10 protein-coding genes are annotated in these 13,934 nt (G+C 45.3%); 8 read left to right on the top strand and 2 right to left on the bottom strand.

The annotated features are described in order from the left end of the window. Window positions 1-516 precede the first annotated feature (516 nt). Window positions 517-2,712: an AAA family ATPase gene (locus ZBT109_RS09970; protein WP_027704728.1), complete on the top strand. Its 2,196-nt coding sequence runs from the start codon at window positions 517-519 to the stop codon at window positions 2,710-2,712. A gap of 119 nt (window positions 2,713-2,831) precedes the next feature. Here the strand turns inward: ZBT109_RS09970 and ettA are convergent, their stop codons facing one another. Further along, entirely contained in the window at window positions 2,832-4,493 is a 1,662-nt protein-coding gene (ettA, locus tag ZBT109_RS09965) for an energy-dependent translational throttle protein EttA (RefSeq protein WP_027704727.1), read from the bottom strand. 524 nt (window positions 4,494-5,017) lie between these two features. On the opposite strand from ettA, the gene ZBT109_RS09960 reads away from it, so the two are divergent. Beyond that, window positions 5,018-5,749: a hypothetical protein gene (locus ZBT109_RS09960; RefSeq protein ID WP_027704726.1), complete on the top strand. Its 732-nt coding sequence runs from the start codon at window positions 5,018-5,020 to the stop codon at window positions 5,747-5,749. 33 nt (window positions 5,750-5,782) lie between these two features. Here the strand turns inward: ZBT109_RS09960 and ZBT109_RS09955 are convergent, their stop codons facing one another. After that, window positions 5,783-6,760: a CorA family divalent cation transporter gene (locus ZBT109_RS09955; RefSeq protein ID WP_027704725.1), complete on the bottom strand. Its 978-nt coding sequence runs from the start codon at window positions 6,758-6,760 to the stop codon at window positions 5,783-5,785. A gap of 339 nt (window positions 6,761-7,099) precedes the next feature. Here ZBT109_RS09955 and glyA point away from each other — a divergent pair, with 339 nt between their 5' ends. The 6 genes from glyA to ZBT109_RS09925 all read left to right on the top strand — a co-directional run bounded on the left by glyA (window position 7,100) and on the right by ZBT109_RS09925 (window position 13,827). After that, complete coding sequence (gene glyA, locus ZBT109_RS09950) at window positions 7,100-8,362, top strand: serine hydroxymethyltransferase (protein WP_027704724.1); 1,263 nt, start codon at window positions 7,100-7,102, stop codon at window positions 8,360-8,362. A 67-nt stretch (window positions 8,363-8,429) separates the two neighbouring features. Continuing rightward, window positions 8,430-9,809, top strand: a complete 1,380-nt coding sequence (wzy, locus tag ZBT109_RS09945; protein ID WP_084261740.1) for an O-antigen polysaccharide polymerase Wzy — start codon at window positions 8,430-8,432, stop codon at window positions 9,807-9,809. Continuing rightward, on the top strand, window positions 9,806-10,792 hold the full coding sequence (locus ZBT109_RS09940; protein WP_027704722.1) for a glycosyltransferase family 2 protein: 987 nt from the start codon (window positions 9,806-9,808) through the stop codon (window positions 10,790-10,792). Before wzy ends, ZBT109_RS09940 begins: the two co-directional genes overlap by 4 nt. Beyond that, window positions 10,732-12,033: a flippase gene (locus tag ZBT109_RS09935; RefSeq protein ID WP_084261739.1), complete on the top strand. Its 1,302-nt coding sequence runs from the start codon at window positions 10,732-10,734 to the stop codon at window positions 12,031-12,033. Before ZBT109_RS09940 ends, ZBT109_RS09935 begins: the two co-directional genes overlap by 61 nt. Next, window positions 12,026-13,081, top strand: a complete 1,056-nt coding sequence (locus ZBT109_RS09930) for a glycosyltransferase (RefSeq protein WP_027704720.1) — start codon at window positions 12,026-12,028, stop codon at window positions 13,079-13,081. The genes ZBT109_RS09935 and ZBT109_RS09930 overlap by 8 nt, the downstream gene beginning before the upstream one ends. Then, on the top strand, window positions 13,078-13,827 hold the full coding sequence (locus ZBT109_RS09925) for a glycosyltransferase family 2 protein (RefSeq protein ID WP_027704719.1): 750 nt from the start codon (window positions 13,078-13,080) through the stop codon (window positions 13,825-13,827). The genes ZBT109_RS09930 and ZBT109_RS09925 overlap by 4 nt, the downstream gene beginning before the upstream one ends. Window positions 13,828-13,934 lie beyond the last annotated feature (107 nt).

Genomic DNA, 13,934 nt, shown 5'->3' with positions numbered 1-13,934 from the left:
TGCTGTGCTGTGCTGTGCTGTGCTGTGCTGTGCTGTGCTGTGCTGTGCTGTGCTGTTGTTATGAAGCCTGAATGTAAAGAATGGTAATCATTTAATTATATTTGTAATTATTTAAAGAGATTGGCCTTGTATACATGGGGATAACTTACGGTGTCATTATCTTGTAGCCTCTAATGAGGCGCAAATAACGATAATCTTCGATATGTGGGAATTTACTGCTGTTTCTAAATAAGGTGGCGCTTACTGTAAGCGACACTGATATCTGTTATTCATGCGTTATCTATAAAAGAGAGGGGGCGATATCATCAGCTACCCTCCGTAAAGTTGTAACTCGATTGTAAATAAACGTCCGCTGCATCGAAACCTTTCAATTTGTTGATGCATTTGGCGTACCGGTCATTCTGGCGTACCCGTGGGAATGAGCGGCAGGGAGAATGGCAGCTTTGGGTTGCCGGGGGCAGGGATGGTCCAACGCAAAAATTCTATAGCAAACCAATGAGACCTTAGGATTTTACTGTGACCAAAACTAACAATTTTGCAGCGTGCCTTTATGATGGCGTGCTCGAACAGATCCATGACGTCATCAGTGCGCTTGAGCATGACATCTCTGATGGTCGGCAGAGAGTGGAATACGCCACGGCCAGAGTGGTGCTTGATGGCATCGAGGGTATGCTACGCCAGCTGATGAATGATCTGCGCGACAGTGCTGAGTGGAACACGTTCACCATCGCCTTTTATGGTGAGCGCAACGCCGGCAAGTCGACATTGATCGAGTGCCTCAGAATTTTGCTCAAGGAGGAGGGCAAGCAGGAGCAGCGACAGGCGTTTCGTGCGCTACAGAAGCAATTCGGACTGTACGAGCATGACCTGAATCTGCTGGAACAGCAGGCCGACAAGTTCGAACGCCGTCAGGCCGATGCCCGGCAGAAGATGGCGGAAGCCGATCATCAGTATGGGCAGCAGGAAACCGATCTTGCGCGGAAGATAAGCGAGTTGCGCCAGCGCATCAGCGATAGCAGGTGCACGGCGAGTATCCCTCAGCGTCTGTTCTCTCGGGTGCGCCGGCTTCCTGAGGACGCAATGCTGAAGCAATTGCAGCAGCAGTTCTCCCGGCTGCCCGAGCAGCATGCGCTGGTCATCGAACGTCTGCAGCGCCAGCAGCACGACGCGCAGCTCAAGCATCAGAACATTATGAAGCAGCACCAGACAGCACTCGATAATCGTCATCAGTTGGAAGCCTATGAAGACGGCTCGATTATTAATAGCGGGCGCTCTGGTACCTCGCATGGAATTCGCCAGTACGAGTTCATGGTCAATGGCCGGTCATTCCGAATTCTGGACGTGCCGGGTATTGAGGTCAGCAACGAACACTTTCACCTGGACATCCAGAACGCGGTCAAATGTGCGCATGCGGTCTTCTATGTCACTCACCGAGCCGCACCGCCGTCGACGGATGATGATGCAGAAACGCTTGAGAGAATCAAAGTGCATCTTGGTGCCCAGACGGAAGTCTGGACTGTCTTCAACAAGCCTGTTTCTAACCCTAGAGTGTTGCGCAAGGTCGCGCTGGTCAGTAATGACGATCAGTCTGGGCTGACCGAGTTGGACAGGCAGATGCGTGAGGCGCTAGGGCGACACTACAAGCGCAGCACGACATTGAGCGCATTGCCGGGCTTTCTGGCGCTGGCCGATTGCCTGACGCCACTGTCGAGCAGGGCACTAAGCAGGAAGACTTTTATGGATGCCCTGACGGCTGAACGGCTGCTCGACGCCTCCGGTGTCGGGAACTTCAACCAGTTGCTGATGCAGGAGGTGATCAAGGACACCGAGAGCAAGATTCAGCATGCCAACGCGAACAAGATCCGCGTAGCGATCGACAGCGCGTGTACTGTCATAGCACGGTTGGTGGGTGAGCAGTTCTTGCCGCTTCAAGATGAGCTGCATAAGGAGACGGGCTATGCGGGGCTCCAGCTGGACAGGGCGCGTGCCCGGCTGGACAAAGAGGTCAGCGCTATAGGGCGTCAATCGATCATGGCGTTTGGTGCTCGAGTGCGGCAGCAGATCAATGCCCAGATCGAAGAAGATATCAGCAATGATGAGTTTGAGGTCAGACTGCAGGCCATTATGGAAAAAGAACAAGGGGCGGTTCAGGACGGTCTGCCGGAGCAGTTCGAGGGTAAGGTCCAGCAGTGCCAGAGGCAGGTGGCGGGCATCATCGAACGCTTCGAAGAACATGCCAAAGACATTCTGCTTTGTCATGAGCGTATAAATGCCTCGGCGATGGCCCGTGAGCTTGCTATTGACGTGCATGTTGATCGCGGCATCGACCTCCACGGACTGATCGAGGGCGTGGTCGATGGAGCGCCGTTGTCGTGGGCTCCTGTCAGGTGGGGCATGGCGCCATTGGGCGATGTCACCCTGCTGACCGGGTTGTTCAAGTCGATCTGGGGCTACTTCAGTGATGATTATCGGAAAAGCCAGCAGCGTAAAGCGGCCGAGAAGAACATCCGCAAAGCCTATCGCGAGTTGAGCCATGCTCTGCATCAGCGCCAGCGTGAAGCCCTTCAGCCACTGAAAGACAAGCTTGAGGAGATCAACGCATTGCTGTGGACGCCCGTGGTGCGAACCAAAAAGGTGTGCGGGGCTATCGACACGCTACGTGTCCAGCTGATCAAGGTAGCTGAGGATGTCACCAAGGAAAGGAAGCGTTGATGAATGCCGCGCGATTCTCGGCGGCGTCTATCGTGTGCGAACGGTGGTAGGCTGACTGCCACCCAAGAAAAAGCCCCCGAGTGCATGACACGGGGGCTTGGTGTACATCGTAGCGCGGATTACGCGTCGATACGTTTGTACTTGGTACGTTTGGGCGTATCGTTGCCGACGCGCTTGCGGTGATCCGCTTCGTACTCGGTGTAGCTGCCTTCGAAGAAGGTCACCTGAGAATCACCTTCATAAGCCAGGATATGGGTGGCCACGCGGTCCAAGAACCAACGGTCGTGGCTGATCACCAGGGCGGTACCGGGGAAGACCAGTAGGGCTTCTTCCAGTGCGCGCAGCGTTTCGATATCCAAGTCGTTTGACGGCTCATCAAGCAGCAGCACGTTGGCACCCTGTTTCAGAGTCTGGGCCAGCTGCAGACGACCGCGTTCACCACCGGACAGATCCTTGAGGAACTTCTGCTGGTCGGTGCCCTTAAAGTTGAAACGACCCACATAGGCGCGCGACGATGTTTCGTAGCCGTTGATGTTGAGAATGTCCTGTCCATCGGACACGGCTTCCCATACGGTCTGGCTGTTGTCCAGATGATCGCGCAGCTGCTCAACGTGTGCGATCTTGACCGTATCACCGATCACCACCTCACCCTGATCCGGCTGTTCTTTGCCTGCAATCAGTTTGAACAGTGTCGATTTACCAGCGCCGTTACCCCCTACGATACCGACGATTGCCCCTTTCGGGATGACGAAGTCGAGGTTTTCGAACAGCAGCTTGTCTTCAAACGACTTGGTCACGCCGTGGAACTCAATGACCTTGTCGCCCAGACGCGGGCCGGGCGGAATGTAGATTTCATTGGTCTCGTTGCGCTTCTGGAAATCGCCAGACTGCATTTCTTCGAAGCGAGCGAGACGCGCTTTGTTCTTGGCCTGACGGCCTTTGGCCCCCTGACGTACCCACTCAAGCTCCTGCTTGATAGCGCGCTGACGAGAAGCTTCCTGCTTGGCTTCCTGTGTGAGGCGCTGCTCTTTTGCATCCAGCCAGTCAGAGTAGTTGCCTTCGAACGGAATGCCGCGACCGCGGTCGAGTTCCAGAATCCAGCCCGCTGCGTTGTCGAGGAAGTAGCGGTCGTGGGTGACGGCTACGACGGTACCGGGGTATTCGACAAGGAAGCGTTCCAGCCACGCCACGGACTCGGCATCCAAGTGGTTGGTCGGTTCATCGAGCAACAGCATGTCCGGATTGGACAGCAGCAGGCGGCACAGCGCCACGCGGCGGCGTTCACCCCCGGAGAGGTTGCCGACATTGGCTTCCCACGGCGGCAAACGCAGCGCATCGGCGGCGACCTCGAGCTTGCGCTCAAGGTTGTGCGCATCGGACGCTTCGATGATGTTTTCGAGCTTGGCCTGTTTGGCGGCCAGCGCATCGAAATCGGCATCCGGCTCAGCATAGGCGGCGTAGACCGCTTCTAGTTCTGCCTGCGCATTCAGTACGTCAGACAGCGCTTCTTCGACAATCTCGCGAACCGTCTTGCTGTCATCGAGCTGCGGTTCCTGTGGCAGGTAACCGACGTTAATGCCCGGCATCGGCTGGGCTTCACCGACATAGTCTTTGTCGACGCCCGCCATGATGCGCAGCAGCGAAGATTTACCCGCACCGTTCAGACCTAGCACACCGATCTTGGCGCCCGGAAAGAAAGAGAGCGAGATGTCTTTCAGGATCTCGCGTTTGGGCGGCACGATCTTGCCTACCCGATTCATGGAGTACACGTACTGTGCCATAGGAATCCATCATGTCGATGCGAACAGTCGTGCGCGACGATCGCCACACTGTTCGTACGGGAGTGAATGAAATGGAATAAAGCGGTGTTTGTGAGAGTGCACACACCGATGACTCAAATGATAAGGGGCATAGCGCAGCAAGGCCAGTCCCTGAACGTGAACGCGAAATCATTAAGTTTGAAGAAAGCAAACGGATAAGGATAGCAGAGCTGTATAAAGATGGTGTTTACAAGCATGCCCGATCCTGCTCGATACTTGCGCTATCGTGCTGATTCAATAAGCAAGATGTTACAGAGATCCTCATGTCATCGGTATGATTAGCCTGTTATCTATAGGGCTAGGCCCCGTTGCATGTCATGCCAATGTTCGGCTATTTGGAAGCCTGAACCATGAGAGATGCCGGCACGGAGTTCTTGCAGGGACGTTGCCGTCGAGCGTTATACACCATGACGGCAGCGATACACACCGGCACGGCCATGCGACCGTGTCCAGGAGGCGGCGTCGTCTCCACGAGGAATTGCTGCATGCTGCGCTCGATCACCTTGCCAGAAGGCACTTTCTGGTACGCCATGTCCGGCATGGATGCGCACGATATCGTGCTGCACGAGGTATTCCAACAGCCTAAGCAGCGACTGTCGCTGAGCCATAATCCGCGCACGCGCTTCTATCTCAGCGCTGACCGGACACACTTGTTTAAGTTCGTGCTGGATAAGCATCGCCCGGCGCAGTTCGCCCACTGGCTTGGGCGCGACATGATTGACAAGCGAGTGCGCTGTCAGCATGACAGCCGCAAGGAGTATGACAGCAACCGCATTCTAGAGAGGGAAGGGCACGCAACGGTGCCGACTTTCGGTTACGGTGTCGCGCTGAATCCGCTCAACTCCTTGGGCTCTGTACACGTGATGGCTTGGTTGCCGCATTGCATTTCAGGGCAGGAATTCCATGATAGCCATACGACGGAGGCTGACCATGAATGGCTGGCCACCACGCTGGCGAATAGCGTCAGTACACTGGCGCAGTCGGGGTACTATCACGACGATCTGACATTGGGAAACGTGATGATCGACACACAGCGGATGAGTTTTGTGTGGGTGGATACGCGAGTGAAGCGGTTGCCTAAAGAAGAGAGCGCAAGAAAGGCCTGGCTGATCGCACAGGCTGAAGAGACGTGTTTGCCAGAAGACCTGCGGATGCGGTATAGGCAGCAGCTGATTCAGAAGATTGTCTTTGAAGCAAAACTACCCAGTGTTGCCTAGGGAGTAATCAGCCGCTGCTCTTGCCGAAAAGCATCACCTATTCCAGCGCTTCATCATCAGGATTAGTACGACGGTCAGTACGGCACAGATACCAACCACTATCCAGAACGCATGAGGGTTCTCGTTGCCGGGGATTCCGCCAACGTTGATGCCTAACAGGCCCGTCAGGAAGGTTAGCGGCAGGAATAGCACCGAGATGAATGAGAGCTGATAGAGGCGGTTGTTGAGCTGCTCGTTATGGGTGTTCCACATCTGTTCCTGCAAGATCAGGGCGCGCTCCTGCATGGCGCGTACGTCTTCTATATAGCGGTACTGCTGGTTGGCACTTTCGCGCATGATCAGGCGTGTCATCGGTTCAAGGCCATCTGTCGCTTCGGCCAGTCGGCTGAGGCAGGCGTACTGCGGCTCCATAAACTGGCGCAGAGTAATCATAGGTCGGCGCAGCATGCTGAGCTGAGCCATATCGACATCGTCTTCATCAAGCTGCTGCTTTTCCAGCTGACTCAGCGTTTCGTCCAGTGCGGTCATGCGATCACCGAACTGGTCGATGATGCGGTCGGCCAGCATGCCCAGCAGCTCGGTGGCTGAGCGTGGTCCAGCACCTTCGGCCAGTAGGCCCATGATGTCTTCGATCGGTTTGAGCGGACGGCGGCGTACGGTGATCAGACGATTGCTCGACATAAAGATGCGCAGGGTGACGAGATCATCGTATTCAGCCTCGGGAGAGGTATTGATGCCGCGCAGCGTGGTGAGCAGGCCATTGCCGAAATGAGCCACACGAGGGCGAGTGACTTCTTCGCACATGGCGGTGCACTGCGAGTGATCCAGCTGTGCGATGTCATGCAGATAATGATCAATGTTGCTGGGGGCCGTGAGGTCAAGGTGTAGCCATAACGGGTCATTGCTCTGGCGCCATGCCTGAAACAGCTCGTCTTTAGTGACGGGAGAGCCGTGGCCGAGGGTGTCTAGGCGGTAGGCCGCGACAAAGGCATCGTGAGAGGTATGAGGCATATGAAGTCAGTCCGTGATCACTAAATGCTGTAAGCCTTTAGAAGTTTACCAGAGGCCTGCGCGCTTTCTGAAAAAAATGGCGAAATAGAGAAATCTTCAGGCAGAACATGAGATTTCCTTTAGCGAGGGTTGTCTTTTTCCTGTACCAAGGTACATTTGCCCGTTCTAATATTGAGAGGGCTGTGCTGCGCCGTTGTGCACGCTCGCTAGCAATGGCATATTGGATCTCCCTTTTGGCTTGCAGTGGTGGCCGCAGGACCGCGCATCAGCACTGCGATTAGAGCACAAGATGCCAAGAGGCTTTCCCTTTATAACGACCTACAGTGCGAGGACCGTTGCATGTTTACCCGCGATATGACCATTGCCGGCTATGACGATGCTCTCGAGCGTGCGATCCAGCAGGAAGTTCAGCGTCAGGAAGACCACATCGAGCTGATCGCTTCCGAAAACTACACCAGCCCGCGTGTGATGGAAGCTCAGGGCTCCCAGTTGACTAACAAATACGCTGAAGGCTATCCGGGTAAGCGCTACTACGGTGGCTGCGAGTACGTCGATGAGGTTGAGAAGCTGGCCATCGAACGTGCTTGCGAACTGTTCGGCGCTGACTATGCCAACGTACAGCCGCACTCGGGTTCTCAGGCCAACGCAGCGGTTTACCAGGCGCTGGTTAAACCGGGTGATATCGTGGTCGGTATGAGTTTGGATGCAGGTGGTCACCTGACTCACGGTGCCAAACCTAGCTTCTCTGGCCGCAACTATAATGCCATTCAGTACGGTCTGAATGACGAAGGCCTGATCGACTACGACGAAGTTGAACGTCTGGTCAAAGAACATCAGCCGAAAATGGTCGTTGCCGGTTTTTCTGCCTATTCACAGGTCGTTGACTGGGCGCGCTTCCGTCAGATCGCTGATAGCGTAGGCGCGTGGTTCATGGTCGATATGGCTCACGTTGCGGGTCTGATCGCTGCGGGTGAATATCCGAGTCCCGTACCGCACGCGCATGTCGTCACAACGACGACGCACAAGACGCTGCGTGGTCCGCGTGGTGGTCTGATCCTGTCTGCGACTGGTGATCAGGACCTTTACAAAAAGCTTAACTCGGCTATCTTTCCTGGTATCCAAGGCGGTCCGTTGATGCATGTCATTGCAGCCAAGGCTGTGTGCTTCAAGGAAGCGTTGGAACCTGAATTCAAGACGTATCAGCATCAGGTAGTTTTGAATGCTAAGGCTATGGCCAAGGTCTTCATGGATCGCGGTTACGACGTCGTGTCCAACGGCACCGAGGATCACCTGTTCCTCGTATCGCTGGTCAAGCAAGGGCTGACGGGTAAAGATGCGGACGCCGCTTTGGGTCGTGCCAACATTACCGTCAACAAGAATGCCGTGCCGAATGATCCGCAGAGCCCGTTCGTTACCTCTGGTCTGCGTATCGGTACGCCGTCGGTAACGACACGTGACTTTAAAGAAGAAGAGTGTACGGCGCTGGCTGGCTGGATCTGCGATGTGCTGGATGCGCTGGTGAAAGGCGATAGCGAAGCAGTGGAAGCTGAGGTGCGGGAAAAAGTAAAAGCTGTTTGTGGGAAGCTGCCTGTGTATCGTTGACCAAAATCGCTCATAGTTGTTAACAACAACTATGAGCGGTTTCAAGTAAAAAATATTAGGTGTATTAATGTGTAACAAAAAACACTTTATAATATATATGAGCGTGTCTTTTTATTTTAGCTACCTTTTTATATTGCCCTATGTTTTTGATAGCATAGATGCGCATCGAGTAGTTTCTATGTTTCTTTTTTGCGGTATTTCTTTGGCCACATATCTTTTAAAATTAGAACGACTATCTATATTACATCTTTACATGATTGGATGTTTCTCATTTATATATGGTAGATATTTTGTCGGGTCTTTTTTTGAAGACTATTCTGATTTTACTTTAGGATATGGAGTATATTATCATCCGACTTCTTTAGAAATAACAAATAGTTTCTTCTTGTTTAATACGGGCTTTTTTTTCTTTTGGTGTGGAATTGCTTTATTTATAAAAAGAAACGATCATTTAACTGTTATTTGCAATGGTAAAGAAAAAATTCAAGATTTTGCAAAAAAAGGTTGTGTATTCACATTTTTAATATTGGCATGTTGTTTGCCCTTTGATTTATATAATAAAATCATATCAGTTGTTAATTACGGCTATGATGGTTTATACATCAGTCAGGCAAGCTATAAATTTAATTTCCTTAGATTGGTTTCTATTGTTTTACCTGTTTCGTTTTCTTTGAGTTTGTTTTCTAAAAGCAAAAAATTAGTATTAATTGCATGTTTATTTGTTTTTGTGTATTCAGTGCTGCTGCTATTAGTAGGAGCAAGAGAGTCGATAATAACATGGGTTTTTTGCACTCTTTGGGTATATGATCATGGGAAAAGCAAGAAAGTTTCTAGTTTAAATTTGTTTTTATTATTTACACTTGCCGTGTTGATTTCTGTAGCTGTAGAGGCATATAGAGGGAATCCAGTAACGCATGGTTTTATTTTGTTCGACTTTTTATATAAACAAGGATTTACTTCTGTTGTTGCTATTCCGGCTTGGCATATGAGTGGGTATTCAATATACTCTCTTATAACAATGCTAGTTCCTGTTGGGGGTATATTTTCTATGCTAGGTGTTATAAAATCCAGCATAGACATAAATCTTTTTAATTATTTTGCGTTTAGCTTGAACCCTGAGTTTTTTAATAACGGACACGGTTTAGGCTGGTCTGTTTTTTTGGATATATATCACTTATCCCAAAAAAATATTATTTTGTATTTTTTCTTATGCTTCTTAACCGGAATAAGTATCGCAATATTAAATAATGAAACATTCAAAAAGCCATTTTTTGGCATGGTGTTTATTTCATTGATTCCAAAGATTATTTATTTGCCTAGGGCTGGGCTTTTTATTTACTCCAATAATTTTTTTTACTATAGTTTATTTATTTGTTTATTATTGTTATTGTATTCAGTAGCAATAAAGTTTATAAATCTCCACGGGCGAAAAAGGGTGAAAATATGAATATTGAAAAAATAATAGTGGCAATTCCTGTTTATAATAAAGCCAATGTTATTGGAGGAACTTTAAATTCATTACTTAAGCAAACATCGGCGCCTAACAGTGTTTTTATAGTAGATGATGGATCTACTGATAACTCATTGGAAGAAATATATAAATATAAGAAAAAATTTGAAAATCTGGGTGTTTCTTTTGATGTTTTTAAACAAAAAAATGGAGGAGTATCTTCTGCTCGTAATAGAGCTATCATCGAATCTCCGAAAGATAGTTTAATCTGTTTTCTAGACGCTGACGATCATTGGGAAAACGAGTATTTGGAGTACATAAGAAAAGCTGTTTCTTTATACCCAGGGCAAAACATTTTTGCTTCTGCATATAGAATAAAAAAGTCTAGTAATAATACTATTGATAAAACATTGAAAAATACTAGTGAAATTTGTGTCATTAATTACAACGATCTGAAGAGTGTAGGTGAATTTCCATACTTTCCTTCATCCTTTTGTGCGCATAAATCAGTATTCTGCGATAACAAAATATTCTTTCCAGAAAGTCAAAAAATAGGGGAAGATATCAGCTGTTTCTTTATGTTGAGTATACTGAATAATACAGTATTCGTAAATAAACCTCTGGTGACTTATAATATAGATACGGAGGGTAATACTGCTTCTTCAAATAATCCTATGGATTTTCCAGAAATTGTAGGGGAGCTTGAAGGGAAAAATGAGTATAAGCGTTATCTTTTGCAAGAAAAAGATAAGGAATATCATGACTATCTTTTAAATTTTTATTTAAAATCATGTTGGAAGAATGGTTTAACTATAGATATGAAAAAGTGGTGTTTTTCTTGGAAAAATAACAATGTAATTAAGACTTTCAAAGGATTCACTATTTTTTTGTTAGCAATCTTTGGAAAAAGGTTTTGTTTATGCAGTGCAAAATATATGATAGAGCTAAAATTATTCTTGAAAAGAATAAAAAATTTCTGACAAATGTATTTTCATTAATTATGCTCCAGGGAGGGCAATATGTATTAACATTAGCGACGCTACCTTATTTGGCTCGTGTCTTATCCCCATCCCAATTTGGGATTTATGGTTTTGCTTTAGCAATATCCCAATATTGCATTATTGCCACAAACTATGGTTTTGATATAAGTGCAACAAAAGATATAGCTATAAATAAAGAAAACAAAGAAAAAATTTCTTCTTTATTTTGGAATGTATTGGCAGCAAAGTTTTTTTTGGCTATTTTATGTTTTTTCTTTTTGATTTTACTTTGCACTTTTATACCTCAGCTTTATGATTGCGCTTTAATTATTGTTTTGGCATCTACTCAAGTCATTGGTAGTGTGCTATTTCCTAACTGGTTTTTTCAAGGGGTAGAAAAACTTTGGGGGATTACTGTCTCTAATCTAATAGCTAGAGGGTGTGGTTTATTATTTATTTTGTGTTTAGTAAAAAGTAAAGACGACCTTATGATTGCTATCATAATACAATCCTTGGTTACTATATCATCAGGCTTAATCGGATTTACATTGGTATTAAGTAAAAAGCTAGTTGTTAAAAGCAAAATAACATTCCATTTTGTTTTTTTTAACTTGAAAAAAAGCTTTTCTTTTTTTATATCTAATGTTGCGATTAGTTTTTATACGCTTAGTACAGTTATTGTTTTGGGGATATTCTCTTCGTCTAGGGATGCGGGACTATTTAATGGGGTCGATAAAATAAGAATGGCTGTGACCGGGATTGTTATAATAATGAATGGGGCTATTTATCCTAGGATTATTAGTATATTGGAGAATGATGAAAGGAAGGCTGCTTGGTTTATAAAAAATGTCGCTATTTTTAAACTGGTTATTACTTTTTTTATGTCTTTTTTATTATATTTGTTTTCAAATGAGGTTGTGTATTGTATTCTTGGAAATGAATACAGTAATGCTGTTGTTGACATGAAGATAATGTCCCCTTTAATATTTCTTGTAACTGCATCTGTGATTTTAGCAAATTATATACTTCTTCCTTTTGGTTATAATAAGGTATTTGTTTCAATTCCTATAGTTGTGGCTGTAGTTCATATCGCTATTGCTATCCCTTTATGTCTTATGTGGGGGGCAACGGGAGGAGCCATAGCTATTTTTATATCAGAAGCTTTAACCAATATTTTGCTTTTATATTTTGCTATCACTTACGGTCTAGTGAAAAAAGTTATGGAGAGTAAAAATGACTGATAGTAGCGGTGTCGCAATTGTAATTGATAATGCTTTCGGCTTTGGTGGAACTGAGCGTGTTGTTAGCAATATGGCATATATCCTTTCTTCAGAGTTGAATGTAGACATATACTCAATAAAGTCAGGTGTAAAAACTTTTTATGATATGTCTGATGCGAATGTGATTTGTGCTGATCATAGTGGTTATATCACTTCTATTTGGAGTATAGTGGATGCTATAAATAGTAAAAAATATAAAGCAGTATTTGTAATAACAATGGGGAAACTTTCATGCATATACAGTGTTATATCCAAGATAAAAAAGAAGAATATTTTTTTAAATACATATGTCTGTGAGCATGTTTCATATGCAAGTTATTCTTTGATCGTAAAATTTTTAAAAATAGCAACTTCTAAATACTACAAGGCAGCAATACTGTTGACAAAAGAAAACGAAAGCTGGATAAAAAATAAAGCTAAAATTCCTACGTTTGTTATCCCTAATATAGCGCCTACTTGCAATGTAAAAGTTACTGATAGTAATAGGAAGAAAAGAGCATTATTTGTAGGGCGATTAGTTCATCAAAAACGAGTTGATCATTTATTAGAGTACTGGGCTGATTTTAAAAAGCAGGATGCTGATGGGTGGTGTTTAGATATAGTGGGCGATGGTGATGAAAAAAACAAGCTTATAAAATATAGAGATGAACTTGGTATTTCTGCATCGGTTAATTTTAGAGGAATGCTTGCTGATACCAGTGCTATTTATCAAGAGTCTTCTTTATTTCTAATGACCTCCGCTTATGAGGGGTTTCCAATGGTCTTGATTGAATCTCAAGCATATGGATTGCCATGTGTTGTAATGGATTGCCCGACAGGACCAAAAGAAATAATAGGAAACTCAAGGGGGGGATTTGTTGTTAAAACAAGTAAAGAATTTGTTAGCTCACTGATGCTTTTGACTTCGAATGAAAGCCTTTTGAGTGATATGCGATGTGCTGCTATTAAAAATTCTAAACGTTTTTGTCTAGATGAAATCAAGCCTAAATGGTTGGAGCTAGTGTTATGATTAAAAATGTTAAATTTAGTGTAATATTACCTGTATATAATGCAGAAGATACAGTGCTTCAAGCTGTTGAATCTGTTTTGAAACAAACAGTTTCTTCTCTTGAGCTCATAGTGATAGATGATAGTTCGACTGATAATAGCATGCACAAAATTATCGAAAACATAAAAGATAATAGAGTAAAGATTTTAAAAAATACTGAAAATCAGGGGGTTTCTTATTCAAGAAATAAAGGAATACAAAATAGCAAAGGTGAATTTTTGGCTTTTATCGATAGTGATGATACTTGGTCTATTGATAAACTTGAACGACAAACAAAAATTTTAAAAAATTTTGATATAGTAGGTGCAAGTTATTTTTATGTGAAAAACAAAGTAGAGAAAACAATTAATATGCCTGGAAATGTTACTTCCAAAGAATTTTTGCAGAAAAAAGTAAGAGTCTGTTTTTCAAGTGTTGTAGTTAGAAAAAAACAGGCTGATCAAACTTACTTTGAAAACATTGGACATGAAGATTTTGCTTTTATATATAAAGTGATTGACGCTACCTCCAATAAGAAGTTAGGTTTTGAAAAAGAGCCTTTGGTTTTTCATAATATATCAAATAATAGTCTTTCATCTTCCAAACGAAAAGCAATTACTTGGCATTGGAATGTTTTGCGTAAAAGCTTCCATTTCAGTATAATAAGGTCGTTATATTTTTTTACACACTACGTTTTTAGGGCAGTTGAGTTTAAAGTTAGAAGCTGATGAATATAATTTACTAAATACAAAAAGATTAAAGGTTTATTGTGGATATTTGAAAAATACATGTAATTGTTTTTAGTCAATTCTGCTATAAGCGTTGAAACGCGACA

This window comes from Zymobacter palmae (assembly GCF_003610015.1).
Lineage (GTDB): Bacteria > Pseudomonadota > Gammaproteobacteria > Pseudomonadales > Halomonadaceae > Zymobacter > Zymobacter palmae.
The sequence above is the reverse complement of the archived record's forward strand: the minus strand, read 5'-3'. Positions and strand labels throughout refer to the sequence as shown.

Excerpts from the sequence above, each read along its gene's own strand:
- ZBT109_RS09935 (WP_084261739.1), top strand. The coding sequence starts at position 10,732 with ATGCAGTGCAAAATATATGATAGAGCTAAAATTATTCTTGAAAAGAAT.
- ZBT109_RS09940 (WP_027704722.1), top strand. The coding sequence starts at position 9,806 with ATGAATATTGAAAAAATAATAGTGGCAATTCCTGTTTATAATAAAGCC.
- wzy (WP_084261740.1), top strand. The coding sequence starts at position 8,430 with ATGTGTAACAAAAAACACTTTATAATATATATGAGCGTGTCTTTTTAT.
- ZBT109_RS09930 (WP_027704720.1), top strand. The coding sequence starts at position 12,026 with ATGACTGATAGTAGCGGTGTCGCAATTGTAATTGATAATGCTTTCGGC.
- ZBT109_RS09960 (WP_027704726.1), top strand. The coding sequence starts at position 5,018 with ATGCTGCGCTCGATCACCTTGCCAGAAGGCACTTTCTGGTACGCCATG.
- ettA (WP_027704727.1), bottom strand. The coding sequence starts at position 4,493 with ATGGCACAGTACGTGTACTCCATGAATCGGGTAGGCAAGATCGTGCCG.
- ZBT109_RS09955 (WP_027704725.1), bottom strand. The coding sequence starts at position 6,760 with ATGCCTCATACCTCTCACGATGCCTTTGTCGCGGCCTACCGCCTAGAC.
- ZBT109_RS09925 (WP_027704719.1), top strand. The coding sequence starts at position 13,078 with ATGATTAAAAATGTTAAATTTAGTGTAATATTACCTGTATATAATGCA.
- glyA (WP_027704724.1), top strand. The coding sequence starts at position 7,100 with ATGTTTACCCGCGATATGACCATTGCCGGCTATGACGATGCTCTCGAG.